General features: G+C 71.4%; 23 protein-coding genes and 4 pseudogenes. 14 read left to right on the top strand and 13 right to left on the bottom strand.

Annotation, left to right across the window (positions count from 1 at the left end; all coding sequences use genetic code 11):
• Positions 1-81 precede the first annotated feature (81 nt).
• Both F9278_RS20975 and F9278_RS20970 read left to right on the top strand, forming a co-directional pair.
• On the top strand, positions 82-327 hold the full coding sequence (locus F9278_RS20975) for a hypothetical protein (RefSeq protein ID WP_152169731.1): 246 nt from the start codon (positions 82-84) through the stop codon (positions 325-327).
• A gap of 254 nt (positions 328-581) precedes the next feature.
• Positions 582-899: a hypothetical protein gene (locus F9278_RS20970; RefSeq protein ID WP_152169730.1), complete on the top strand. Its 318-nt coding sequence runs from the start codon at positions 582-584 to the stop codon at positions 897-899.
• Between the two features lie 111 nt (positions 900-1,010).
• Here the strand turns inward: F9278_RS20970 and F9278_RS20965 are convergent, their stop codons facing one another.
• From F9278_RS20965 to F9278_RS48205, 3 genes are all read right to left on the bottom strand, one after another.
• Positions 1,011-1,373 (bottom strand): DUF952 domain-containing protein, encoded by a 363-nt coding sequence (locus tag F9278_RS20965; protein ID WP_152169729.1) that lies wholly within the window; start codon positions 1,371-1,373, stop codon positions 1,011-1,013.
• 78 nt (positions 1,374-1,451) lie between these two features.
• Positions 1,452-1,742 (bottom strand): hypothetical protein, encoded by a 291-nt coding sequence (locus F9278_RS20960; RefSeq protein WP_152169728.1) that lies wholly within the window; start codon positions 1,740-1,742, stop codon positions 1,452-1,454.
• Entirely contained in the window at positions 1,742-1,864 is a 123-nt protein-coding gene (locus F9278_RS48205; protein ID WP_264300174.1) for a hypothetical protein, read from the bottom strand. The genes F9278_RS20960 and F9278_RS48205 overlap by 1 nt, the downstream gene beginning before the upstream one ends.
• Positions 1,865-2,182: 318 nt before the next feature.
• Here F9278_RS48205 and F9278_RS20955 point away from each other — a divergent pair, with 318 nt between their 5' ends.
• Positions 2,183-2,443: a GntR family transcriptional regulator gene (locus F9278_RS20955; RefSeq protein ID WP_152169727.1), complete on the top strand. Its 261-nt coding sequence runs from the start codon at positions 2,183-2,185 to the stop codon at positions 2,441-2,443.
• 21 nt (positions 2,444-2,464) lie between these two features.
• On the opposite strand, the gene F9278_RS20950 is transcribed toward F9278_RS20955, so the two are convergent.
• The gene (locus tag F9278_RS20950; RefSeq protein WP_152169726.1) at positions 2,465-2,749 is read right to left on the bottom strand and encodes a hypothetical protein; all 285 of its coding nucleotides are present in this window, start codon (positions 2,747-2,749) and stop codon (positions 2,465-2,467) included.
• A gap of 254 nt (positions 2,750-3,003) precedes the next feature.
• On the opposite strand from F9278_RS20950, the gene F9278_RS20945 reads away from it, so the two are divergent.
• Positions 3,004-3,561, top strand: coding sequence for a GntR family transcriptional regulator (locus tag F9278_RS20945; protein ID WP_152169725.1), 558 nt, complete (start codon positions 3,004-3,006; stop codon positions 3,559-3,561).
• Between the two features lie 99 nt (positions 3,562-3,660).
• Here the strand turns inward: F9278_RS20945 and F9278_RS20940 are convergent, their stop codons facing one another.
• Positions 3,661-4,797 carry an alpha/beta fold hydrolase gene (locus tag F9278_RS20940; protein WP_152169724.1) on the bottom strand — a complete coding sequence of 379 codons (1,137 nt, stop codon included), beginning with the start codon at positions 4,795-4,797 and terminating at the stop codon, positions 3,661-3,663.
• Between the two features lie 114 nt (positions 4,798-4,911).
• Positions 4,912-5,934 carry an EamA family transporter gene (locus F9278_RS20935; RefSeq protein ID WP_193241563.1) on the bottom strand — a complete coding sequence of 341 codons (1,023 nt, stop codon included), beginning with the start codon at positions 5,932-5,934 and terminating at the stop codon, positions 4,912-4,914.
• Between the two features lie 460 nt (positions 5,935-6,394).
• On the opposite strand from F9278_RS20935, the pseudogene F9278_RS20930 reads away from it, so the two are divergent.
• From F9278_RS20930 to F9278_RS20890, 8 genes and pseudogenes are all read left to right on the top strand, one after another.
• Positions 6,395-7,226, top strand: a pseudogene (locus F9278_RS20930) (ABC transporter transmembrane domain-containing protein); the annotation flags it as partial.
• 225 nt (positions 7,227-7,451) lie between these two features.
• A complete protein-coding gene (locus tag F9278_RS20925; protein WP_152169723.1) occupies positions 7,452-8,249 on the top strand; it encodes a TIGR03084 family metal-binding protein in 798 nt (265 codons plus the stop codon).
• Positions 8,250-8,269: 20 nt separating this feature from the next.
• On the top strand, positions 8,270-9,982 hold the full coding sequence (locus F9278_RS20920) for an acyclic terpene utilization AtuA family protein (RefSeq protein WP_152173996.1): 1,713 nt from the start codon (positions 8,270-8,272) through the stop codon (positions 9,980-9,982).
• A gap of 165 nt (positions 9,983-10,147) precedes the next feature.
• Positions 10,148-11,752, top strand: coding sequence for an acyl-CoA carboxylase subunit beta (locus F9278_RS20910; protein WP_152169721.1), 1,605 nt, complete (start codon positions 10,148-10,150; stop codon positions 11,750-11,752).
• An 11-nt stretch (positions 11,753-11,763) separates the two neighbouring features.
• Complete coding sequence (locus tag F9278_RS20905; protein ID WP_226966832.1) at positions 11,764-13,644, top strand: acetyl/propionyl/methylcrotonyl-CoA carboxylase subunit alpha; 1,881 nt, start codon at positions 11,764-11,766, stop codon at positions 13,642-13,644.
• Positions 13,645-13,755: 111 nt separating this feature from the next.
• On the top strand, positions 13,756-14,919 hold the full coding sequence (locus F9278_RS20900; protein WP_152169720.1) for an acyl-CoA dehydrogenase family protein: 1,164 nt from the start codon (positions 13,756-13,758) through the stop codon (positions 14,917-14,919).
• A gap of 38 nt (positions 14,920-14,957) precedes the next feature.
• Positions 14,958-15,695 (top strand): enoyl-CoA hydratase family protein, encoded by a 738-nt coding sequence (locus F9278_RS20895; RefSeq protein WP_152169719.1) that lies wholly within the window; start codon positions 14,958-14,960, stop codon positions 15,693-15,695.
• Between the two features lie 26 nt (positions 15,696-15,721).
• The gene (locus tag F9278_RS20890; RefSeq protein ID WP_152173994.1) at positions 15,722-16,354 is read left to right on the top strand and encodes a TetR/AcrR family transcriptional regulator; all 633 of its coding nucleotides are present in this window, start codon (positions 15,722-15,724) and stop codon (positions 16,352-16,354) included.
• 20 nt (positions 16,355-16,374) lie between these two features.
• Here the strand turns inward: F9278_RS20890 and pdxH are convergent, their stop codons facing one another.
• Positions 16,375-17,004 carry a pyridoxamine 5'-phosphate oxidase gene (gene pdxH / locus F9278_RS20885; protein WP_152173993.1) on the bottom strand — a complete coding sequence of 210 codons (630 nt, stop codon included), beginning with the start codon at positions 17,002-17,004 and terminating at the stop codon, positions 16,375-16,377.
• Positions 17,005-17,203: 199 nt separating this feature from the next.
• Here pdxH and F9278_RS20880 point away from each other — a divergent pair, with 199 nt between their 5' ends.
• Positions 17,204-18,310, top strand: coding sequence for a citrate synthase 2 (locus tag F9278_RS20880; protein WP_152169718.1), 1,107 nt, complete (start codon positions 17,204-17,206; stop codon positions 18,308-18,310).
• Between the two features lie 28 nt (positions 18,311-18,338).
• On the opposite strand, the pseudogene F9278_RS20875 reads toward F9278_RS20880, so the two are convergent.
• The 6 genes and pseudogenes from F9278_RS20875 to F9278_RS20860 all read right to left on the bottom strand — a co-directional run bounded on the left by F9278_RS20875 (position 18,339) and on the right by F9278_RS20860 (position 23,473).
• Positions 18,339-19,366, bottom strand: a pseudogene (locus F9278_RS20875) (isopenicillin N synthase family dioxygenase).
• Between the two features lie 898 nt (positions 19,367-20,264).
• A complete protein-coding gene (locus F9278_RS48740) occupies positions 20,265-20,327 on the bottom strand; it encodes a hypothetical protein (protein ID WP_404819020.1) in 63 nt (20 codons plus the stop codon).
• A 2-nt stretch (positions 20,328-20,329) separates the two neighbouring features.
• Positions 20,330-20,685: pseudogene (locus F9278_RS48735) on the bottom strand (RRXRR domain-containing protein).
• 51 nt (positions 20,686-20,736) lie between these two features.
• Positions 20,737-20,889, bottom strand: a pseudogene (locus tag F9278_RS48200) (maltokinase N-terminal cap-like domain-containing protein); the annotation flags it as partial.
• A gap of 114 nt (positions 20,890-21,003) precedes the next feature.
• Positions 21,004-22,512 (bottom strand): PAS domain-containing protein, encoded by a 1,509-nt coding sequence (locus F9278_RS20865; protein ID WP_152173992.1) that lies wholly within the window; start codon positions 22,510-22,512, stop codon positions 21,004-21,006.
• A gap of 199 nt (positions 22,513-22,711) precedes the next feature.
• On the bottom strand, positions 22,712-23,473 hold the full coding sequence (locus F9278_RS20860; RefSeq protein WP_152169717.1) for an SIS domain-containing protein: 762 nt from the start codon (positions 23,471-23,473) through the stop codon (positions 22,712-22,714).
• Between the two features lie 306 nt (positions 23,474-23,779).
• Between F9278_RS20860 and F9278_RS20855 the strand changes: the two genes are divergently transcribed.
• Positions 23,780-24,472, top strand: a complete 693-nt coding sequence (locus F9278_RS20855) for a metal-dependent transcriptional regulator (RefSeq protein ID WP_152169716.1) — start codon at positions 23,780-23,782, stop codon at positions 24,470-24,472.
• Positions 24,473-25,265 lie beyond the last annotated feature (793 nt).

The following is a 25,265-nucleotide window of genomic DNA, read 5'->3' as shown; positions in this document are numbered from 1 at the left end:
TCCGTCGCCTCATCGCCATCTAATAGGAACTGTCTTGCGAATAGGGGCAAATGGCGAACGGGGGAAGCCATGGCTTCAGGTATGCCCACTCACGGCGCCGGCAGCGGCGGTGGAAGCGGTGGTGTCGGCAGCGGTTCGGGTCTCGGTGGAAAGATCGGCGGCTGTCTGGGGCAGCTGGGATGCGCCGTCGTCTTCATCGCCGTCATCGCGGGGATCGGATCGTCCTGCGCCTCCGACTCCGACAGCGATCCCGAACAGGGGGATGTCTGCTACGACGTCGGCGAAGAGGTGACGAACTCGGCGGGGGAGACCTTCATCTGCCGCTAGTCGCTAGTCGCTAGTCGCTAGTCGCTTGCCGCTAGTCGCTTGCCGCTTGCCGCTTGCCGCTGGGCGTTTCCGGTGACGTCGGCATGTGCGCACGGGCGCGGATCGGAGGCAGGCGGGGCCGCGGAACCGGCGCCCGGCGGGCCGGGGCTCCGTGCTTGCGCTCCCGTGCGCCACCTCGCTCACCGTTCGTGTCCACCCGGACACGGGGAGCATCGGGAGGGTTGCACCCCCAGCTCTCGGCGCGAGGGAGGCGCATGGACCGGCACGACGGGCAGACGGAGGAGGAGGGTGGCGAGTCGGCATCGGGAGAGGCGGCGGCGCCCCGGAAGTACGAGAAGGACCGCATCGCCGAGCATGTGATCGGGCATGTCGTCGGCGGGTCCATCGTCGGCGTGATGGCCTGGTTCTGGACCCAGACCCCGATCGGTTTCGTGATGACCGTGATCTGGGGCGCCGGCGTCTACGGCTGGAACAAGAGCCCCCAGGTCCAGGCCTGGTCCCGCCGCCGAAGGATCCGCCTGGGCGTCGCGATCACGGCGGCGTACTGGACGCTCGCGTTCCTGGTGATGTGAACCGTCATGTGAACCGTCATGTGGGCCGTCGTGTGGGCCGTCATGTGAACCGTCGTGTGGGCCGTCGTGTGGGTCGAAATGTGGGCCGTCATATGAACCACGCAGACCGCTCTAGCTCGTCGCGGTCAGCCCCGCCGCGCGGCCCTCCTCGTCCCACCGGATCTCCAGGACCCGCACGACGGCATCACGGTTGAGCGGCCCGAACACATGGGGGAACAGCACCTCCACCCCGACCCCCGGCGGCGGTACGGGGTCGGCCGCCTCGAACTCCACCCTGGCGTCCAGCCGTTCCTCGTCCAGCACCAGCACATGCAACGGCTTCGGCGCGTCCCGGTAGAAGGCGTTGACGACGGCCAGCGTCGTCGCCTCATCGGGAGAACAGTGCACGAACCCGTCCTCCGACAGCGACACGGGGGCGTACGGCTGCTCGGGGCGAGCGCTCCAGGCATCGAGGGACACGACGTGGTAGATCATGGCCCGGTTATAACAGCAGCGACGGACGCGGGGCGACGGTCCTCAACTCCCGCCACCCCTCACCCCTCACCCCTTGCCTCAGTTCAGCCGCCCCAACCGCCGCCCACGGCTCTCGGCCACCCGAAGCGCGTCACCGAGCGCATCGGCCAACCGCTCGGCGATGAAGCGGAGTTCCCCATGCGGAGTGTTCGGCAGTAATTCGCGGGCGTGGTTGAGAAGTTCCGTCCCCATGCCCAGCTGGATGGACTCGGTGGTGTCGGCGAGCCGTGAGACCAGTCCGCCCCGCTCGTCGGTGACGAGATAGCAGGGCTTGCCTCCCGCCCCCGTCCACGGCAACAAACGCAGCTCCCCTTCCTCCGCCGCCGCCATCAGGCCGCCACTTCCATCTCTTGCGCCCAGTGCGAACCGGGTACGGCGATGACGTACGGGCGTACGGCGACGGTGGCGGTGCCGTCGAGGAGGCCGTGAACACCGTAGGGGCTGCGGTGCACGGGGAGTCGGGAGTTGGGGGTTGAGGTTGGGGGCGGAGGGATGCGTACGGGAGGAGCGGACGGGGGTGTGTAGGGGGGTGCGACGCGACGGTGTACGCCGGTGGGGTTGAGCGCGAGGCTCATCCACGCGAGGAGACGACCGATAAGGTCGGTCATTGTCATCAGCTCCGATCTGGTTCGGCTGGTGGCCGCGCCCCCGGACGGCTTGCTCCCGTCGCGGGGGTTTCTGCGTGCCCACTGTAGCTGTAGTAGACCCTAGTGTACTAGGGCCTATCAGGGATCGCACTGGTGTCCTCGGTTCGGCATGGTGGGGTAGTGATGCAGTTCGTGCCAGACATCCCACGTTGGCGGCAGGTAGCCGAGGTTATCCGTGAGCGGATCGCGGACGGTACCTATCCGCCGCGCACCCGAGTGCCTTCCGTCCAGCAGATCATCGCCGAGTTCGGGATCGCGACGGCCACCGCGCAAAAGGTGCTCATCAACCTTCGCAAGGAAGGCCTCACCTACACCGAACCCGGCCTCGGCTCCTTCGTCGCGCGGAACCCACCGGCGGCCGACTCCGTCGCGGAGACGGACTGAGCGAAGCGCTCAGGCGTTGGTTCAAGCGGTCTGGCGGCGCCGTGCCATTCCCCAGGCGAGGTTGAGGCGTCGGGCGGTGTCGCAGTTGCCGTTCGCGTGGCCGTCCTCGTCCAGGGTCCGGCATGTCGGGCAGTTCATTCCGTGGTCCAGGATGCGTCGGTATGCCGTCTCGGGGTCCTCGTCGACGCAGCCGTACACCTCCACCCGCACGGTGTGGCCGGGGCCTGATCCGGTGTCGAGCCAGCGTTTCTCGATGTGGGGCGGGGCCGGGCTCCTGGGGGTGTTCTCGCGGCTGTCCACGGTCATTGCCTCGCCTTTCGGCGCTTCGGGTGGTGGGCGCGGATGAGGACGTTGCAGTCGGAGACGCGCGACCAGTCGTCGGCAGCCCTCGCTTCCGTCCACTGCTCGGCCAGCCGCGCGCACCGCTCGCAGTCGGCCGGCGGCACCGGCGCCTTCGTTCGGGAGCCCGAGGAAGGGCGGCGGATCCATGGTGGTCCGCCGGGCCGGGCGGGTCGTAGCCATGGCCATGCCGGGGGCTCCCGAGCAGTCAGGAGGGCGCGATGAGCGCGAGCGGTTGGGTCAGTGTCTCGATGCCGTATCTGATCCCGCGGGAGGCGGGGCAGGGTGATGCGTGGGGTGTGGAGGCGGCGGCTCAGGGGCGGCGGGGGAGTCAGCGGATTCTGTACGCTGGGGAGGCGGGGGCGCCCGGGGAGGTGGCGCGGGTGTTCGGGGTGGCCGAGGGGGAGGCCGTTGTCGTACGCCGTCGTCTCATCCTTCTCGACGATCAGCCGAACGAGTTGACGGACACGTACTACCCGGTCGGCATCGCTCGCGGCACCGGTCTCGCCGGAACCGCCAGGATTCCGGGCGGGGCCGTCACCCTGCTCGCCGCGCTGGGCCATGTCGGCGCACTCGTCCGCGAGGACGTGACGGCCGACAACCCGGACGACGAGGAGCGCGAGACCCTCCGGACGGCACCGGGAGAACCGGTGCTCCGGCTGACCCGGGTCACCCTGGACCGCGACGGCCGCCCGATCCAGGTCGACCGCATGGTCATGCCCGCGAGGCGTCAGCGACTGCGTTACGAGATCGCGATCGAGGCGGGGGCGGAGAGCTGACACGACGAGGGCCGGCTGCGCGGGCTCGCGGCGTGATCGGTGCCCGTGTGTCGGGCGGCGTGGCCCGTCAGCCCGTCAGCCCGTCAGCCCGTCACGCCGTCATCGCGAGGTGCCGGGCAGGGCAGCGAGCCACGTCGTCAGCAGGTGGTTCGTCTGCTCGGCGCGTTCCTGCTGGATGAAGTGGCCCGCGCCGTCGAGGAGATGGGTGGCGGTGAGGCCGGGGAGCGTGGTCGGTTGGGCCGCGATCGCGTCGGCCAGCCAGGTGGTGGAGGGGTCCCGGGTGCCGCCGATGAACAGGGACGGCTGCGGGACGGGGGCGCCCGTGTGGTCGGCCAGGTCCGCCCAGTCCCGGTCCATGTTCCGGTAGCGGTTCAACGCGCCGGTCAGACCCGTACGTTCGAACTCCCCGGCGAAGACGTCGAGATCGTCCTCGCCGAGCCAGCCCGGCAGGCGTCCCACCGGGAACCTGTCGCGCATCGTGCCGCCACGGCCGACGAAGTGCGGGTCCGGGGCGTCGGCCGCGGGCATGGTGTCGGCGGACAGCGCGGCGTAGAACCCGGCCAGCCAGCCCCGTACATCGGGTTCGATCTCGGCCTCGGCCCGGCCGGGTTGTTGGAAGTACGAGACGTAGAACTCCTCGGACGGTTCCTTCGCGGAAGCCGTGCCCGGCTCCGCCGCCGCCCCGCCTCCCATCCGTGCGAAGACCTCGCTCGGCCTCGGTCCACCGGGTGGGGTGTACGGAACGCTCAGCAGGGCGACCGCGTGGAAGACGTCCGGGCGGAGCAGCGCGGACATGGCGGCGATGTTCGCGCCCCAGTCGTGTCCGACGATCACCGCGGACTCCCCGCCCAGGGCCTCCACCACGGCGACGTTGTCCGCCACCAGGTCGAGCATCCGGTACGCCTCCACGGCCGTGGGGCGGGACGAACGGCCGTACCCCCGTACGTCGATCGCCACCGCGCGATACCCGGCGGCGGCCAGCGCGGGCAGTTGGTGCCGCCACGAGTACCAGGACTCCGGGAAACCGTGCACGAGCAGCACCACGGGGCCACTGCCCTGCTCGACCAGGTGGATCCGGCCGGCGGGGGAGGGGATCAGGCGGTGCGTACGGGTACTTGGGGCGGGGGCGGGGGTGAGGGCGGATGCGGACGCGGACGCTGACGTGGGGGTGGGGGTGGGGGTGGAGGTGGAGGTGGAGGTGGAGGTGGAGGTGGGGAAAGGCGGGGGCGGCGGCATGGGTCCTCCCGAGGTCGGGCAAGAGGTCGGGCGAGCGGTCGGGCGGGCGGTGCGTGCCGATTCTGCGGCGGACCGCACCCCGCCCACGAAGCCCGTTGCCGTTTCGGCAACACCTCAGCCCGCACCACCGGATCCCGGCTCGCCCCGCCCCCCGGCCTTCCCCCTCCCCCCAACCTTCCCCCGCCCCACCTGCGTCCGCACCGCCCCCATGCTCGCCCCGATGACCAGGGCGATCGCCAGGGCCTCCGTGGCGGCCAGGGCCTGGTCGAGGATGAGGAAACCGGCCGTGGCGGCGATCGCGGGCTCCAGGCTCATGAGGACCGCGAAGGTGGAGGCGGGCAGACGGCGCAGGGCGAGGAGTTCGAGGGTGTAGGGGAGGACGGAGGAGAGTACGGCGACGGCGGCGCCCAGGGCCAGCGTCTTCGGGTCGATGAGCCGCGTCCCCGATTCCACGAGCCCCAGCGGCAGGAACAGCACCGCCGCGACCCCCATGGCCAGCGCCAGCCCGTCGGCCTGCGGGAACCGCCTCCCCGTACGCGCGCTGAAGACGATGTACAGCGCCCACGCCAGCCCGGCGGCCAGCGCGAACGCGACGCCCAGGGGGTCGAGCGCGCCGAAGCCGCCGGCGCCGCCTCCGCCGAGGAGGAACACTCCGCAGAGGGCGAGCCCGGCCCACACGAGGTTCACCGCCCGGCGGGACGCGAGGACGGAGAGGGCCAGCGGGCCGAGCACCTCCAGGGTGACGGCGGGGCCGAGCGGGATACGGGCGACGGACTGGTAGAAGAGGCCGTTCATCGCGGCCATGGTGACGCCGAAGACGATCACCGTGGTCCAGTCGGTGCGGGAGTGCCCGCGCAGCCGGGGGCGGCAGATCACCAGCATCACCAGCGCGGCCACCGCGAGCCGCAGCGTCACCACCCCGAGCGCCCCGGCCTGTGGCATCAGCGTCACCGCCAGCGCCCCGCCGAACTGCACCGATATCCCACCGGCCAGCACCAGCCCCACGGGCCCGAGGGAACCCAGGCCCCGGGGCGCGCGGGAAGCGCCGGGGGCGGAGGAGGCGCCGGGGGCGAGGTCGGCCGGTGGTGTCGTCGTCGCGGCGGTGGGGGCGGACTGGTCAGCGCTGGGGCGTGTCACGGGGGCCGTCCAAGAGAGCGGAGAACGGAGGGGCGGGGTGCGCGGGCTGGGCGCTTCGTTCAGTATGAGCGACTTGATAGTGCAAAGCAATGGACTAAGTCAGGCACGTAACCAGCTTTGCCACTTACGACCACCGTCCGCAACCTTTGAGATCGCGCCCGTCGCGGCGCCGGTCGCCCAGGGAAATAGCGAGAACGGTGAGAACGGTGAGAACGGTGAGAGCGGTGGGGATGGTGGGAGGGGGCGCCGCAGGCACCTCAAAGGGCCCTCCGGCGATGCCGAGGAATTCGACCCCGTCTATCCCGTCTATCCCGCCTATCCCGTCGACGCCGTCGCATACGAAGAAGATCCCGCCCCCACGGAAGACGAAGGCGCCGCCACCCCCGCCCCGGCCTCCCCCCTCGGCACCCCCACCCTCCCCACCCTCCCCACCCGAGCCGCCTTCCGTCGCTTCTGGCCCATGACCAAGGGCCTGCGCCGCTGGCTGGTCGCCATCTGGCTGTGCACCGTGCTGGGGCGCGCTCGCCGAGACCTCCGCGATCCTGCTGTTCAGCCAGCTCACGGACAACGCGCTGCAGAAGGGCGCGCTGGACGCGTTCTGGGTGCCGGCGGCCCAGTGGCTGGGCATCGCGGTCGTCGGCGCGGCCATCGGGTACGCGGGCGGCTCCCTCTCCGTCTGGGTGTCGGAGCGGTTCGTGATGCGGCTACGCGAACGCGTCTTCGACCACGTCCAGAAACTGCCCCCGCACTTCTTCCAGCACCACCGCCAGGGCGACCTGCTCTCCCGTCTCACCGGCGATGTCGAAGCCATCGAACAGATGGCCGTCTCCGGGCTGCTCGGCACCGCGACCGCCCTGTTCAGCGCCGTCTTCTACGCGGCGGCGGCGTTCTGGCTGCGCTGGGACCTCGCGGCGGCCACCTTCGTCCTCGCCCCGCTGTTCTGGCTGGCCGCCCGGCGGTTCTCCGCAGGCGTCAAGTCGGTCGCCCGCGAGGGCCGGGTCGCCAACGGCGCGGTCACCTCGGTCGTCGAGGAGTCCCTCGGCAACCTCGTCCTCACCCAGGCGTACGGCCGTCAGGACGCCGAGCGGCGCCGGCTGCGGCAGGAGGCCACGGCATGGTTCCGGGCGGCCGTCCGCTCGGCCCGCCTCAACCAGGCGTACGGGCAGCTCGTCCAGGTCATCGAGACCGTCTGCGTACTGGCGGTCATCGGCATCGGCGTCTGGGAGATCTCCGAGGGCGAGATGACCCTCGGCCAGCTCCTCGCCCTCGGCGGCACCTGCGCCCGCCTCCACGGCTCCCGGAAGCGGGAACAGTACGACGCGTACGGCCGAGCTGAGCCGTACGCCCCCCACGCCCCGTACATGTACGAGGGCCACGCCTCCTGAAAAAGGGTCCCCGGGAGGTTCCCCGAAAGGGTTCCCCGAAAGGGTTCCCCAGCGGCCCTCGGCGACCCCCAAAGATCCCCCAAAAATGCAAGCACGCTTGCTTGTTTCTTTGCCCGCTGCCATGCTCCCCCCATGGCCGACCCAACGCCCGTGATCGACGACCTCCGCGCCGAGAGCGAGGAACTCGACCTGCTCGTCGCCGAGTCGAGCCCGGAGAGCTGGGCGCTCGCGACGCCCGCCCCGGGCTGGACCGTGGCCCACCAGATCGCCCACCTCGCCTGGACCGACCACTCCTCCGTGCTGGCGGTGACCGATCAGGCGGCCTTCGCCCGTGAGGTCGAGAGCGCGCTGACCTCGCCCGGGGACTTCGTGGACATGGGCGCGGAGGAAGGGGCCGGGAAGCCGCCCGGGGAACTGCTCGCGGACTGGCGGGCCGGACGCGAGGCCCTGGAAAGCGCCCTGCGCGCGGCCCCCGAGGGCGCCCGGTTCCCCTGGTACGGCCCGCCCATGTCCACCGCCTCCATGGCGACCGCCCGCCTGATGGAGACCTGGGCCCACGGCCTGGACATCGCCGACGGACTCGGTGTCCCCCGGATCGCCCCCACCGACCGCCTCCGGCACATCGCCCGACTCGGCATCCGCACCCGCGACTTCGCCTTCGGGGTGCACGGACTCACTCCGCCCTTCGAGGAGTTCCGCGTCGAACTAGCCTCCCCTGACGGCGAGTTGTGGATCCACGGCCCCGAGGACGCGACCGACCGGGTGACCGGCCCCGCCCTCGACTTCTGCCTCCTGGTCACCCAACGCGCCCACCGCGCCGACCTGGCCCTGCACGCCGACGGCTCCGACGCCGACCGTTGGCTGGACATCGCCCAGGCCTTCGCCGGACCACCGGGCACCGGCCGCGAGCCCAAGGAAGCCACCCCGTGAGCGCGCTTCGGGACCGCCCCGTGAGCGTGCTCCGCGTCGGCAACGCCTCCGGCTTCTACGGCGACCGCTTCGCCGCGATGCGCGAGATGCTCACCGGCGGCGAACTCGACGTCCTCACCGGCGACTACCTCGCCGAGCTGACCATGCTCATCCTCGGCCGCGACCGCCTGAAGAACCCCGCCGACCGCACCGCCGGATACGCGCGCGCCTTCCTCCGCCAGCTGGAGGAGTGCCTCGGCATCGCGCGCGAGCGCGGCGTACGGATCGTCGCCAACGCGGGCGGCCTCAACCCCGCCGGACTCGCCACCGACGTAAGGGAGTTGGCGGACCGGCTCGGCATCCCCGTCCGCGTCGCCCATGTGGAGGGCGACGACCTGACCGCCCTCCACCCCGGCACCCTCGCCGCCCACGCCTATCTCGGCGGCTTCGGTATCGCGGCCTGTCTGCGGGAGGGCGCCGACATCGTGGTCACCGGCCGGGTGACGGACGCGGCCCTGGTCACCGGGCCCGCCGCCGCCCACTTCGGCTGGGGGCCGGAGGAGTACGACCGGCTCGCGGGCGCGGTCGTCGCCGGGCACGTCCTGGAGTGCGGGGCGCAGGCCACCGGCGGCAACTACGCCTTCTTCCACGAAATCCACGAGGACGACCCCGAGCGGCTGCGCCACCCCGGCTTCCCCCTCGCCGAACTCCACGCCGACGGCACGGCGGTGATCACCAAGCACCCCGGCACCGGCGGTGTCGTCGACGTCGGCACGGTCACCGCCCAGCTGCTCTACGAGACCGGTGGCGCCCGGTACGCGGGCCCGGACGTCACCGCCCGCCTCGACACCGTCCGGCTCACCCAGGACGGCCCGGACCGCGTCCGGGTCGAGGGCGTACGCGGCGAGGCCCCGCCGCCCACCCTCAAGGTCGGCCTCAACCGCCTCGGCGGCTTCCGCAACGAGGTCACCTTCGTCCTGACCGGCCTGGACATCGAGCGCAAGGCCACCCTCGTCCGCGACCAGCTGGAGACCTCGCTCGCCACCGCCAAGTCCCGCCCGGCGCACGTGGACTGGGAGCTGGCCCGCACCGACCATCCCGACGCCCGCACCGAGGAGACCGCGAGCGCCCTGCTCCGCGTCGTCGTCCGCGACCCCGACCAGAACACCGTCGGCCGTGCCCTCGGCGCGGCGGCCGTCGAACTCGCCCTCGCGAGCTACCCCGGCTTCCACGTCCTGGCCCCACCCGGAAAGGGCGCGCCCTACGGGGTGTTCGAGGCGGCCCACGCCGAACAGGCCACCGTCCCGCACACGGCCGTCCTCCACGACGGCCGCCGGCTCCCCGTGCCCCCGGCCGCCGCCGGCCTCGTACTCCGGCCGGTTGACGAACCACCCCTGCCGGACCCGTTGCCGACCGGGCCGCCCACCCGCCGCGCCCCCCTCGGCCTCGTCGCCGGCGCCCGCAGCGGCGACAAGGGCGGCAACGCCAACATCGGCCTCTGGGCCCGTACGGACGAGGCCTGGCGGTGGCTTGCCCACACCCTCACCACCGACCGCCTCCGCGAACTCCTCCCGGAGACAGCCGACTTGACCATCACCCGGCACACCCTCCCGAACCTCCGCGCCCTCAACTTCGAGATCGAGGGCATCCTCGGCGAGGGCGTCGCCTCACAGGCCCGCTTCGACCCCCAGGCCAAGGCCCTCGGCGAATGGCTGCGCTCCCGCCACCTGGACATCCCGGAGACCCTCCTGTGACCGCCCACCGCCACCGCCACCGCCACACCCACCGCCACACCCACCGCCACCGCCACACCCACCGCCACACCCACACCCACCGCCACACCCACACCCACGGCCCGGCCGCCGCGGAGGTAGGCCCATGACCGCCCATCGCCGCCCGGACCCCGCGGAGACACGCCCATGACCGTCCTCGGCTCCGCCCTCGACCCGAACACGCCCGACCACGCCGCGAACCGCGAGGTCATGCTCGCGCACCTCTCCGCCCTCGACGCCGAGCACGCGAAGGCCCTCGCGGGCGGCGGCGAGAAGTACCTCGCCCGGCACCGGAAGCGCGGCAAGCTGCTCGCCCGCGAACGCATCGAACTGCTCCTCGACCCGGACACCCCGTTCCTCGAACTCTCCCCGCTCGCCGCCTGGGGCAGCGAGTACACGGTCGGCGCCTCCCTGGTCACCGGCATCGGGATCGTCGAGGGCGTCGAGTGCCTGATCACCGCCAACGACCCGACCGTACGCGGCGGCGCGAGCAATCCGTGGTCGCTGAGGAAGGCCCTCCGGGCGAACGACATCGCGCTCGTCAACCGCCTCCCCTGCATCAGCCTGGTGGAGTCCGGCGGGGCGGACCTCCCCTCCCAGAAGGAGATCTTCATCCCCGGCGGCGCGATCTTCCGCGACCTCACCCGGCTCTCCGCCGCCGGCATCCCCACCGTCGCCGTCGTCTTCGGCAACTCCACGGCGGGCGGGGCGTACATTCCCGGCATGTCCGACCACGTGATCATGGTCAAGGAGCGGGCGAAGGTGTTCCTCGGCGGCCCGCCCCTCGTCAAGATGGCCACCGGCGAGGAGAGCGACGACGAGTCGCTGGGCGGCGCCGAGATGCACGCGCGCGTGTCGGGCCTCGCCGACCACTTCGCCGTCGACGAGCCCGACGCCCTCCGCCAGGCCCGCCGCGTCGTCGCCCGCCTCAACCACCGCAAGGCGTACGCCGATCCGGACCCGCACCTGGTCCAGCCCCCCAAGTACGACCCGGAGGAACTGCTGGGGATCGTCCCGGGGGACCTCCGCGCCCCCTTCGACCCCCGGGAGGTCATCGCCCGGATCGTCGACGCCTCCGACTTCGACGAGTTCAAGCCCCTCTACGGCACCAGCCTCACCACCGGCTGGGCCACCCTGCACGGCTACCCGGTCGGCATCCTCGCCAACGCGCAAGGCGTGTTGTTCAGCGAGGAGTCCCAAAAGGCGGCCCAGTTCATCCAGTTGGCCAACCAGCGCGACATCCCGCTCCTCTTCCTCCACAACACCACCGGCTACATGGTCGGCAGGGAGTACGAGCAGGGCGGCATCATCAAGCACGGCGCGATGATGATCAACGCGGTCGGCAACAGCCGCGTCCCCCACCTGTCCGTCCTCCTGGGCGCCTCGTACGGCGCCGGTCACTACGGCATGTGCGGACGCGCCTACGACCCCCGCTTCCTCTTCGCCTGGCCCAGCGCCAAGTCGGCGGTCATGGGCCCGCAGCAGCTCGCGGGCGTCCTGTCGATCGTCGCCCGCCAGTCGGCCGCCGCGAAGGGCCGACCGTACGACGAGGACGCCGACGCCGCCCTCCGCGCGATGGTGGAGCAGCAGATCGAGTCCGAGTCGCTCCCCATGTTCCTGTCCGGACGGCTGTACGACGACGGGGTCATCGACCCCCGCGACACCCGCACCGTCCTCGGCCTGTGCCTGTCCGCGATCCACACGGCCCCCTACGAGGGCGCACGTGGCGGGTTCGGCGTCTTCCGGATGTGAGGTTGTCTCCCTTGACCGCACCATTGATCCAGACGATCAACTCTGTTCTCGTCGCCAACCGCGGTGAGATCGCCTGCCGCGTCTTCCGCACCTGCCACGAACTCGGCGTCCGCACGGTCGCCGTGCACTCCGACGCCGACGCGAACGCCCTCCACGCGCGCGTGGCCGACGCGACCGTACGACTGCCGGGCGCGGCCCCCGCCGACACCTATCTGCGCGGCGACCTGATAGTGAAGGCCGCCCTCGCCGCCGGCGCCGACGCCGTCCACCCCGGCTACGGCTTCCTCTCCGAGAACCCGGACTTCGCCCGCGCGGTCCTCGACGCGGGCCTCACCTGGATCGGCCCGTCCCCCGAGGCGATCGAGGCGATGGCGTCCAAGACCCGCGCCAAGCAACTGATGGGCCTCGCCCCCCTCGACGAGAACGAGGTCACCGAGAACGACCTCCCCCTCCTGGTGAAGGCCGCGGCGGGCGGCGGCGGACGCGGCATGCGCGTCGTACGCCGGCTCGACGACCTGGCCACCGCCCTGGAGAGCGCCCGCGCGGAGGCCACGAGCGCCTTCGGTGACGGCGAGGTGTTCGTCGAGCCGTACGTCGAGAACGGCCGCCACGTCGAGGTCCAGATCCTCGCCGACACCCACGGCACGATCTGGCCGCTCGGCACCCGCGACTGCTCCCTCCAGCGTCGCCACCAGAAGGTCGTCGAGGAGGCCCCGGCTCCTTCTCTCTCCGATCAACTCACCGCGGAACTGCACACCTTGGCCATACGCGCCGCCCGAGCCGTCTCCTACGTCGGCGCGGGCACGGTCGAGTTCCTGGTCGCCGACGGCAAGGCCCACTTCCTGGAGATGAACACCCGCCTCCAGGTCGAACACCCGGTGACGGAGGCCGTGTTCGGCCTCGACCTGGTCGCCGAACAGCTCCGCGTCGCCGAGGGCCACGCCCTCCCCGCCGACCCCCCGCCCGCGCGCGGCCACGCGATCGAGGCCCGCCTGTACGCGGAGGACCCGGCCCAGGACTGGACCCCGCAGACCGGCACCCTGCACCGCCTCACCGTCCCCGACGGCATCCGCCTGGACACCGGCTACGAGGACGGCGACACGATCGGCGTCCACTACGACCCCATGCTCGCCAAGCTGATCGCCCACGCCCCCACCCGCGCGGAGGCGATCCGCAGGCTGGCGGGCGCGCTGGACCGGGCGACGATCCACGGCCCGACCACGAACCGGTCCCTGCTGGTGAACTCCCTGCGCCACGAGGAGTTCACGACGGCCCGCATGGACACGGGCTTCTACGACCGCCACCTCCCCGCCCTCACCACCGGCACCCCCGACCCGCACGCCCCCCTGGCCGCCGCCCTCGCGGACGCCGCCGCCCAGGGCGACCCCCGCTTCGGCGGCTGGCGCAACGTGCCCTCCCAGCCCCAGGTCAAGCGGTACGCGATGGCGGGGGAGGAGCACGAGGTCCACTACCGGCACACCAGGAACGGCCCGGAGACGGACGGGGTCCGCGTCGTCCACGCGGACGCGCGTCTCGTCGTACTCGAAGTGGACGGCGTACAGCGGAAGTTCGGAATCGCCCGCCACGGCGACCGCGTCCACGTCAACACCACCACCCTCACCGCCCTCCCCCGCTTCCCCGACCCCACCACCCAACAGGCCCCCGGCTCCCTCCTGGCCCCCATGCCGGGCACGGTCGTACGCCTGGCGGAAGCCCTGACGCCGGGCACACCCGTGGAAGCGGGCCAACCCCTCCTCTGGCTGGAGGCGATGAAGATGGAACACAGGATCACGTCCCCGGCGACGGGCACCCTGACGGCCCTGCACGTCGCACCTGGCCAACAGGTGGAGATGGGCGCCGTTCTGGCCATGGTCGAACAGCAGCCCACCTGAAAGAGGCGCGGGGCCGTATCGATGTGCGGCTCCGCCGCGTGGGCGCGACAAGCCACAACCCACCCGCACCCTCCGAACGACGACCGGACCCTCCCCCTTAGGAGTCCATCCATGTCCCCCGTCCTCGAATCCGAAGAACACAAAGCCCTACGAGCCGCAGTCTCCGCCCTAGGAAACCGCTACGGCCGCGACTACATGGCCACGGTCAACAAGGAGGGCCGCCACCCCGACGAACTCTGGTCCGAGGCAGCCAAACTCGGCTACCTGGGCGTCAACCTTCCGCAGGAACACGGCGGCGGAGGCGCCGGCATAGCCGAACTCTCCATCGTCCTGGAAGAACTCGGCGCCGCAGGCTGCCCGTTGCTCATGATGGTCGTGTCACCGGCCATCTGCGGCACGGTGATTGCCCGCTTCGGCACCAAGGCCCAACAACAAACCTGGCTGCCCGCGCTGGCGAACGGCACCCGCGTCATGGCCTTCGGCATCACCGAACCAGACGCCGGCTCCAACAGCCACCGCATCACCACCACGGCCCGCCGAGACGAAACCGGAGACTGGCTCCTCACGGGCCGCAAGGTCTTCATCTCCGGAGTCGACCGGGCGGACGCCGTCCTCATGGTCGGCCGTACGGAGGACGCCCGCACCGGCACCCTCAAGCCCTGCCTGTTCATCGTCCCGACCGACACCCCCGGCTTCGAGTACCGCCAGATCGACATGGAACTCCGCGCCGCCGAGAAGCAGTTCGAGCTGACCTTCGACGACATCCGGCTCCCCGCGGACGCGCTGGTCGGCGACGAGAACGCCGGTCTCCTCCAGCTCTTCGCCGGCCTCAACCCCGAGCGGATCATGACGGCGGCCTTCGCGATCGGCATGGCCCGGTACGCCCTCGCCAAGGCCGTGGAGTACGCCCGCGACCGCACGGTCTGGCGGCAGCCCATCGGCGCCCACCAGGCGATCGCCCACCCCCTCGCCCAGTCCCACATCGAACTGGAACTGGCCCGCCTGATGATGCAGAAGGCGGCCCACCTCTACGACGCGGGCGACGACACGGCGGCGGGCGAGGCGGCCAACATGGCCAAGTACGCGGCGGGGGAGGCCTGTGTGAAGGCCGTCGACCAGGCCGTGCACACCCTCGGCGGCAACGGCCTCACCGCCGAGTTCGGCCTCGCCTCGCTGATCACGGCCGCACGCGTGTCTCGTATCGCGCCGGTGAGCCGGGAGATGATTCTCAACTACGTCTCCCACCAGACCCTGGGCCTGCCCAAGTCTTACTAGGCCCGGAAGATACTCCGCCGCGAACTCAGGGAGCGCCTGTGACCGACCTGATCCACCGTGCCCACGACCGGGGCGTCACCACCCTCACCCTCGACTCCCCGGCCAACCGCAACGCCCTCTCCGCCGCGCTCGTCGCCGAACTCCGCGCCGCCCTCGACGAGTACGGCAAGGACGACACCGTACGAGCCGTCGTCCTCACCCACACCGGCACCACCTTCTGCGCGGGCGCCGACCTGCGCGACCCGCCCGACCCGGCGGCCCTGGTCGGCCTCCTGCGCCGGATCCTCGACCTGCCCAAGCCCGTCGTCGCCCGGGTCACCGGCCATGTCCGGGCGGGTGGCCTCGGACTGCTCGGCGCCTGCGACATCGCCGCCGCCGGGCCCGACGCCACCTTCGCCCTCACCGAGGTCCGCATCGGCGTCGCCCCGGCTGTCATCTCCCTCACCCTCCGCCCCCGCACCGACCCCCGCGCCCTCGCCCGCTACTACCTCACCGGGGAGCGGTTCGGCCCCGCCGAGGCCGCCCGGATCGGCCTGCTCACCGCCACCGGAGCCGACGTCGACGATGTCCTCGCACCCGTCCTCGACGGACTGCGCCGAGCCTCCCCGACCGCCCTGGCGGAGACGAAACACCTGCTCACGGCTAAGGTGCTGGAGAACTTCGACCAGGACGCGGACGAACTGACCCGCCTCTCGTCCCGGCTGTTCGCCTCCGCCGAAGCCCGCGAGGGCATGACGGCGTTCCTCGAAGGACGGGAACCGGGATGGGTGTTGTGAGCACGGTGAACAGCGCGGCGAACGGCATGGCGGGTGGCGCGGTGGACAGTGGCTCGGAAGCCGGGCCCGTCGTCGACCGGGGCCCCAAGCAGGACCGCAGCCGGGTCACCCGCAAACGCCTCCTGGAGGCCGCCGTCTCCTGTCTCGCCGAACACGGTTGGGCCGGCTCCACCGTCTCCGTCGTCGCCGAGCGGGCCGGTGTCTCCCGGGGCGCCGCCCAGCACCACTTCCGCACCCGCGAGGACCTGTTCACGGCGGCCGTCGAGTACGTCGCCGAGGAGCGCTCCCTCGCCCTGCGCGCCCTCTTCCCCGAGGGCCCCGCCGACCGCCGGGCCGTCGTCGCCGCCGTCGTCGACCTCTACACCGGCCCCCTCTTCCGGGCCGCCCTCCACCTCTGGGTCGCCGCCTCCAACGAGGAGCAGCTCCGCCCCCGCGTCACCGAACTCGAAGCCCGCGTCGGCCGCGAGACCCACCGCATCGCCGTGGAGCTGCTGCGCGCCGACGAGACCGTCCCCGGCGTCCGCGAAACCGTCCAGGGCCTCCTCGACATGGCCCGCGGCCTCGGCCTCGCCAACCTCCTCACCGACGACACCGGCCGCCGCGACCGGGTGGTGGCCCAGTGGGCGGCCCTGCTGGACGAGGTACTGGACCGGGTCTAGGGACATGGAAACCAAAGGGCTCAGGGACTCAGCCGCTCCACCCGCCACGACCCGTCCGGCTCCGCCACGTAGCGCAGCCGGTCGTGCAGCCGGTTCCACCGCCCCTGCCAGAACTCCACGCTCTCGGGCGCCACCCGGAACCCACCCCAGTTCGGCGGCACCGGCACCTGTTCGCCCTCCGGGTAGCGGGTGTGCAACTCCTCGTACGCGGCGTCCAGTTCGGCCCGCGAGGCGATCACGGAGGACTGCGCGCTGGCCCACGCGCCGAGCTGCGAGCCGTGCGGCCGGGTCCGGAAGTACGCGGCCGTCTCGTCCCGGCCGGTCCGCCGCGCGGTGCCCGTCACGATCACCTGCCGGGAGATCCCGTGCCAGGGGAACAGCAGCGACACATGCGGGTTCTCCGCCAGATCACGGGCCTTGCGGGAGCCGTAGTTCGTGTAGAAGACGAAGCCCTGCGCGTCGTACGCCTTCATCAGCACCGTACGAGAGGCCGGGCGCCCCTCCGCGTCCGCCGTGGACACCACCATCGCGTTCGGCTCGAACACCGCGCCCTCCAGCGCGGCCTGCGCGAACCACCGCCCGAACTGCTCCATCGGATCGGCGGCCAGCTCGCTCTCGTCGAGCCCGTCGGCGCGGTACTGCTTGCGCATGAGAGCGGGATCGGCGGGATCAGCGGGATCGTGATCGTTCACATGGTCATCCTGCCGTATGAACGGCAGGAGGGAGGGGGCGGTGGGAGAGTGGCACTGAGTGCCGCGAACCCTCCCCAAAAGTGGCACTCAGGCGTATGGTGCTTGGACCGTCTTTCCACGGCCTGCCCCTGTCGCCCACATCAAGAGGAGCCGCCTGATGTCCGACTTCGTACCCGGGCTCGAAGGAGTCGTCGCGTTCGAGACGGAGATCGCCGAACCGGACAAGGAAGGCGGCGCCCTGCGCTACCGCGGCGTCGACATCGAGGACCTGGTCGGCCACGTCTCCTTCGGCAACGTCTGGGGCCTGCTCGTCGACGGCGCGTTCCGCCCCGGACTGCCGCCCGCCGAGCCGTTCCCCATCCCCGTCCACTCCGGCGACATCCGCGTCGACGTCCAGTCCGCGCTGGCCATGCTCGCCCCGGTCTGGGGCCTCAAGCCCCTCCTGGACATCGACGAGGAGCAGGCCCGCGCCGACCTCGCCCGCGCCGCCGTGATGGCCCTCTCCTACGTCGCCCAGTCCGCCCGTGGCCAGGGCCTGCCCATGGTCCCGCAGCGCGAGATCGACAAGGCCCAGTCCGTCGTCGAACGCTTCATGATCCGCTGGCGCGGCGAGCCCGACCCCAAGCATGTGGCGGCCGTGGACGCGTACTGGACCTCGGCGGCCGAGCACGGCATGAACGCCTCCACCTTCACGGCACGCGTCATCGCGTCCACCGGCGCGGACGTGGCGGCGGCCCTCTCAGGCGCGGTGGGAGCCATGTCCGGCCCCCTGCACGGCGGCGCCCCCTCCCGAGTCCTCGGCATGATCGAGGAAATCGAACGCACGGGCGACGCGGACGCCTACGTCAAACAGGCCCTCGACAAGGGCGAACGCCTCATGGGCTTCGGCCACCGCGTCTACCGCGCCGAGGACCCCCGCGCCCGCGTCCTGCGCCGCACCGCCCGCGACCTCGGCGCCCCCCGCTTCGAGGTCGCCGAGGCCCTGGAGAAGGCGGCCCTCGCGGAGCTCCACGCCCGCCGCCCCGACCGCGTCCTCGCCACCAACGTCGAGTTCTGGGCGGCCATCGTCCTCGACTTCGCCGAGGTCCCCGCGCACATGTTCACCTCGATGTTCACCTGCGCCCGCACGGCCGGCTGGTCCGCGCACATCCTCGAACAGAAGCGCACCGGCCGCCTGGTCCGCCCCTCCGCCCGCTACGTGGGCCCGAGCACCCGGGGCCCCCAGGAGATCGAGGGCTACGCGGACATCGCGAGCCAGTCGTAGTCAGTTCCGCAATCGGTCGTCCTCCGCGTCACGCGGGGCTGAGGAGCCCCGCGTGATACCGCTCGGCGACCAGCGGATGCGCCCGCAGCTTGCCCTTCAGCTCATTGAACCCGTACTCCGCGAACAGCGGATTCCCCGGATCGTCGGTGACACCGGGCGCGGTGGAGGCGTACGGGAAGGCCAGCGGCTCGACCCGGGCGTCCAGCCGGGGGTTGTAGAAGAAGGGCACGGAGAACCGCTCGGTGGCCCCGGGCGGGCTGACCACCCGGTGCCGGGTGGCGAGCAGATACCCGTTCGTCGCCACCTCCAGCAGCTCCCCGAGGTTGACCACGAACGCCCCCGGGATCGGCGGCACGTCATGGAACACCCCGTCCGCCCGCTCCACCTGAAGCCCACCGACCGCGTCCTGCAACAGCAGGGTCAGGAACCCGTAGTCCTTGTGGGCCCGACCCCCTGGTCGCCCCCGTCGCCCGCACTCCCGGGATACCGCACCAGCTTCAGATGAGGATGCGCCCGCTCCCCGAAGATCGGGTCGTAGAAGTCGGCGGGCGCCCCGATGGACACCAGCAGCTCACGCAGCAACCGCTGCGCCACGGCGCTGAGCCGGTCGATCCACGCGAGGGCGGCGGTCCGCAGCCCCGGCAGCGAGCCGGGCCACTGGTTCGGCCCCTCCAGCCACCAGTACGCGGGCTCACCTGCCCCCGGTGTCCGGGCCGCCCGCTCGGCCCCGACATCCAGCTGATCCCGCCAGTCCCGGCTGCCACCGGTCCGCTCGTCCCCGGTCCGCGTGTACCCCCGGAAACGCGGCGAGTTGATGTTGTCGATGGCCAGCCGCTCGGCCTCGGGAAGCGCGAAGAACTCCCGCATGGCCGAGGTGAGCCGCCGGGTCTCCTCCTCACCCACCCCATGCCCGACGAGCTGGAAGAACCCCACGTCATGCGCGGCACTGTGCAACTGCGCGTGCAACAGCTTCCGTGCCTCGGGCCCGCGATCGGCGGCCGAGAGATCGATGAGGGGCAACTGCGGATACGACGATGCCGTCGCTGAGTTCGTCATGGGACGCGTCCGAAGGTGAGAGAGGAAGTACTGGGCCGGGCTCCGAGGTCACACGGAAAGCCGACAGCCCATGCTCGTGACGCGCACGAAATCCACGTGCCGGCGTCGAACGAGTATCGGAAGCATGGTGAAAGCATACTGCGCCCTACGAAACGCAGACGACCCGCAGGCTCGTGGTCCCTCCGCCCCAGAGGACGAAGAAGCCGGCCGGACGTACCGGCGAGCCTGCGGGTCGGGTGACTGCGTTGGATTGGGCCGCCTGCACGTTCACACTCACGTGTAGGTCCGGCACCGCACAGCGTGTGGTGGCGGGCCGCTAGCCCGCAGCCACCTCGCGCGTCCGGGTTCCATACATGTAACCGGTCACCTCCTCTCTCACGTGGCACCTACCCTAGGAACCGACCGGGAGGCACTCAAGCGGTTTTTCGAGGAGGATGCCCGGCGATGTCTTCGCGCCTGGCGTAGCTGTACCCGTCGCTCCGCCGCGGCAGCCGCAGATTGCGGTGCCGGACGTTGAACCGTCCTTGCGGTGTGGTGGGGCTGTGCTGCCCTGTGGTTCGCACAGAGATGTGCCCTGTCCAGGTGCCTCTCCATCTTCCGGAAGGCACGATGGCCCGTACGAGATCCCCCGTCACGTACCCGAAGTGCTCCTTTGTCCGAGAGCGCCTCAGCCGGGGGAACCCGAACCGATCGGGTGTGGTGCGAGCGTACGAGCCGCGCCCGGTGGCCCTGGAGACAAGGACGGGTCCCGCAACCCGGACGATGGCATCCCCGCCTTCGTGATTCAGCGCTCCGACACAGAGAGCATCGAGGGTGTGTGTCTTGTGCAGCCTGGCGGAAGTACGGTTCTGCTTGGTCAGGGTGCCTGGCCAAACGTGGACGGGTCTCCCCGCAGCCTTCAGAGCGGCCAGTTGGAGATACGGTCCGAACCTCCTCGACTGCGGGGCCGCAGATGATCGATGTTCAGGGATACGCCAGTGGCGTCACAGTAGGAACATGCGTTGCCCCACTTCGCATGAAGTAGGCGCGGGCATCGGTGTCCGCGAGCGGGCCGTGACGATACTCGATGCTCCTCAGCGCCCTGCCCGCGCTCATGGAGTGGGTGTCGAAGGCGACGCTCTCCACGTGAATCTCGGTGACGGGCGCGTAGCGGCACATGCGGGTAGTGATGGAGAGAGTGGTGTCGACGCGGTGCCGCAGGGATGGAGCAGCCAGCCTTGGGCTGCGGTGCGGTTTTGTGAACGGCGTGCCCGGTAACGGCAGTTGGCGGAACGCCGCCGGTGTCGGTAACCAGCGCGCTGTCGCATGGACTTGTGGATCTGATCACCCCGGTGCTGCGACTCGACAGAGATCAGGCCACGCCTGACGATGACGGCGCGCTCCGGATCGTCGAGCCGGAAGCCACCGGCCTTGGTCAGCACCGGGGCGTCCGGGCCACCGGTGTACCAGGGGCGTCCGGGCAGCCAGGCGGTGAGGAGTTCGAGCTTGGTGGGCGTGAGGGTGGTGCGGTGGATGATCGCCATGCCGGGATTCTCCGCCGGACCGCCGAGCGGACGCCAACCTTTGCTTTCCCGACGGGCCTACGACCCGTAAGTGGCGCGAGGCTGTTGCACAGGCGCCCCTGCCCCCCGCTCCCCTTACTCCGACGACCTCTCCAGCGCCTCCAGATCCAGCGCCGAGGCGATGCGCAGGGCGACGCCCTCGGCGTAGGTCGCGTCGGAGCGTTCGAAGGGGGTGCGGCCGGCGGTGCGGAGGAAGGTGACGACGCCGAGGGTGCGGCCCCGGCTGCGCAGGACCGCGCAGAGGGCGTGGACGGTGTCCGGGGGCCACTGCCGCCCGGCGGCCCAGTCGCGGGCCGCCTCCGCCGCGGCCGTACCGGCGCTGGCGCGGACCGAGCCCGCCCGTTCCACGCACTGCAGGGCGGGATGGCCGGTGCCGTAGCGGACGGGGATGCCGGCGTGCCCGGCGAGATGGCTGGGGCCGGGCTGCCCGGAGGGCGTCGCGGCGGCCCGTACGAGCCGGGCGGGGCCCTCGCCGTCGGTGAGGGAGCCACCGGCGACACGGTCGATGAGGGCGTGGTCGGCGAAGCCGGCGAGGGCGAAGTCGAGGTGGACCGTGGCGGCCTCGCCGGGGTCCTCGCACTCGGCGGCGGCCCGCGCGGCCCGGTGCAGCTGGTTGACGCGGAAGCGGAGCTGGGCCGCCTCCTGCTCGGTCTGTTTGGACTCGGTGATGTCCTGGAAGAGCCAGCCGACACCGAGCGGTACCGGTTCCTCGGCGAGCGGGGAGGCGAGGCGGAGGAAGCCGCTGCGCCAGCAGCGCCGCCGGTCGCCGTCGGGGGTGCGGACGCCGACCCAGATCTCGGCGGGCGCGGGCGGCGCGCCCTCGGCGAGGACATGGGTGAGGGCGCTCTCCAGCTCCTCGACGCCCTGGGCGAGCAGTTCGCCGAGGGGGCGCCCGAGGACCGCCGTACGGCCGATGCCGAGGGCGCGGGCGGCGTGCGCGTTGACGACGGCGGGGCGCAGGTCGGCGTCGACGAGGACGACGCCCCAGGACGCGTCCTCGAAGAGGGCCTCGCTGAGGGCGATGGAGCGTTCGAGGTCGATCTGCGCGTGGACCTCGCTGAAGGCGCAGTACAGCCCGGCGGGCTTGCCGTCGGGTCCGCGTACGGCGGCGGACTGGGTGCGCACGAGGACCCGGCCGCCGTCCTTGGTGACCAGGGCGAACTCGTGCACCTGGCGGCCGGTGGCGTGCATGGCGGCCATCAGCCGCCCCTCGACCTCCTCGGCGTCGGCGGTGCGTACGGCCCAGCCGGCGAAGCCGCGGCGGCCCACGGCCTCCTCCGCGTTCCAGCCGAGGATGCGTTCGGCCTCGCGGTTCCAGTGGGTGACGACGCCGTCGGCGTCGAAGGCGCACAGGGCCGCGTCCATCCCGTCGAGGAGGGCGGCGAGCAGATCCGAGCCGCCGGAGTCCGCGGAGTCCATGGAGTCCTCGGTGCCTTCGGCGTCCTCGGTGTTCACCGCGCCCTCGATGTCCTCGATGTTCTCGGTGTCCTCGGTGTTCTCGGTACCCATGTTCTTCGGACCGTCCCGCTCGGGCTTGTCGGGCCCGAGCTCGTCGGTGGCCCCACCACGCCGGGAAGCACTCACCTGAACCCCCTCCAGGCTGCGTTGCGTCCGCGTGTACGGCATGCACGGCGCGTCGGTTCGCTCACTGGCCATCATTCAACTCGAACGTGACCCAGCCCACATCTGGTTCACGCAAGATTTGGACGAAATCGTTGTACGCCGGATTTCCTCCTCACCTTTCCTCACCCTTCTCAACGTTCCCACGTCTCCGGGAGCTCGGTCAGCGCAGGTAGAAGATCCGATCTCCGTACTCCCGCATGACCCGGTCGTTCCAGGCGAGCCCGCCGTCGACGTTGCCGGAGCGGAGCAGCGGCGGCTCGATGCCGCGGGCGGCGAGGCGGGCGGCGGCGGTGGCCATGACCGACTGGAGGATCGCGGAGGTGACGACGGTGGAGGCCGGGGCGAAGGGGGCGGGGATGGTGTCGAGGGTGAGTTCCGCGTCGCCGACCGCGATCTTCGAGTCGAGGACGAGATCGCAGTGGTCCTTGAGGAAGGTGCCGGAGGAGTGGCGGGATTCGGTCTGCGCGGCGTACGCGACCGAGGTGACGCCGACGACCTTCACGCCCAGCTCGCGCGCGTGTGCGGCCATCTCGACGGGCAGGGCGTTGCGGCCGGAGAGCGAGATGATTACGAGCAGGTCCCCGGCGCGCAGGGGGCTGGTGTCGAGGACGGCGGTGGCCAGGCCGTCGACCCGTTCCAGGGCGGAGCCGAGGGTGGCGGGGAGGACGTCGACGCCGACCGCGCCGGGGACGGCCAGCAGGTTCATCAGGGCGAGGCCGCCGGCGCGGTAGACGAGGTCCTGGGCGGCGAGCGAGGAGTGGCCGGCCCCGAACGCGAACAGCCGGCCGCCGTCGGCGACCGTCTCCGCGATCAGCTCCCCGGCGGCGGCGACGGCCTCCGCCTCCTCGTCCCGCACGCGCTCCAGCAGCCCGATCGCCGCGTCGAGAAACCGTCCGCCCGCCGTACCGCCGTCCAGCCCCATCCGCCGACCCCTTCACCGAGTCCTGAGTGACTCCGGTCACGTTAGTGGTCTGGACCAGTGGGGTGTCAATATGGCCCCCACTCACCCGCACTCGGCAGCGCGATGTCAGGAAAGGTGCGCAAGGTCATAAATCGGCCACCGGACCGGAGTCATGTCGCCGTCGGTCCCCCGGCACCACCCGGTTGTCAGCCGGATGCGTAAGAATTGAGTCCAGGGCCAGCGCAGCAAGCCGCGGTAAGCCGAGGCAAGCCGAAACAAGCCGGTACGGCCTCGAAGCCTCCGGCTGAATCTCATCGAGGGGCACGTATGTCCGGACTGATCGATACGACGGAGATGTATCTCCGCACCATCCTCGAGCTGGAGGAGGAAGGTGTGGTCCCCATGCGCGCCCGGATCGCCGAGCGGCTCGACCAGAGCGGCCCCACGGTGAGCCAGACGGTCGCCCGTATGGAGCGTGACGGCCTGGTGTCCGTCGCCGCGGACCGCCACCTGGAGCTGACCGAGGAGGGCCGTCGGCTGGCGACGCGCGTGATGCGCAAGCACCGCCTCGCGGAGTGTCTGCTCGTCGACGTGATCGGCCTGGAGTGGGAACAGGTCCACGCGGAGGCGTGCCGCTGGGAGCACGTGATGAGCGAGGCGGTCGAGCGCCGCGTCCTGGAGCTGCTGCGCCACCCCACCGAGTCGCCGTACGGCAACCCGATCCCGGGCCTGGAGGAGCTGGGCGAGAAGGACGGCGCCGACCCCTTCCTGGACGAGGGCATGGTGTCGCTCGCGGACCTCGACCCGGGCACGGAGGGCAAGACCGTCGTCGTACGCCGTATCGGGGAGCCCATCCAGACGGACGCCCAGCTGATGTACACGCTGCGCCGCGCGGGTGTGCGGCCCGGTTCCGTGGTGAGCGTGACGGAGGCGGCCGGCGGGGTCCTGGTGGGCAGCGGCGGCGAGGCGGCGGAGCTGGAGGCGGACGTCGCCTCCCACGTCTTCGTCGCCAAGCGCTGACACCGCTCCGCGACACCGCTCCGCGACACCGCTCCGCGACACCGCTCCGCGACACCGCTCCGCGACACCGGGCGGCGACACCGGTCCGCCGGTCGAATCCCCTGTCCCCTATCCCCTGTCCGCCAGTCGAATCCTCTGTCCGTCGACCGAATCCGACCACCCGGTGACAGCCCGTGCCACCCGCTGTCGGCAGCTGGTCGACGCGTGTCGAGGGATGGTCGAGGGATGTCCGTATCGCCCGCCAACTCCCGGTGCGGGAGGGGAAGTTGTGACCTATTGGGGTCCCTGTCCGGGATCCCGGCCAATCGAAGATTCAGTGCGCCGAATCGCAGCGCGCGGGCCGTTCGCGTGCGAGGCTTGCGCGTGAGGCATATGACCTGAGGGGCTCTTGGCCGCCCGAGACGGCGATCTCCGGTGGCAGGGGAGGGGGCGGGGCGGATGTGCCGTGAGCATGAGGAGGGCCCCGGCGCCGTGCGGCGCCGGGGCCTGTCCTCCCCTGTGCTGACCCGGAGCCCCGAGCTCCCAGGGTCATTTCCCTCGGACCGTTTTCCCCGAGCGGTCCGCCTCCCGTGGAAGATCTCCCCTCGGCGGCGGCGGGCAATCCTTGAGGGAGGTCACTCGAATGAGGGGTGTTGCCGCCAAGAGCGACATCTTCGAATGTGTATTCGATAGCGTGTGCGGCGTGGCGTCGCGTGCCCCGTACCCTGACTGACGCGCGCACCCCACACGTAACGTGTCACCCGATATGCACGCTGTAACACAAGTGCTCGCCGTCCGAGCGGCGCGCACGGCG

It is taken from the genome of Streptomyces phaeolivaceus (assembly GCF_009184865.1).
Lineage (GTDB): Bacteria > Actinomycetota > Actinomycetes > Streptomycetales > Streptomycetaceae > Streptomyces > Streptomyces phaeolivaceus.
This window is presented reverse-complemented; position numbering and strand designations above follow the sequence as displayed.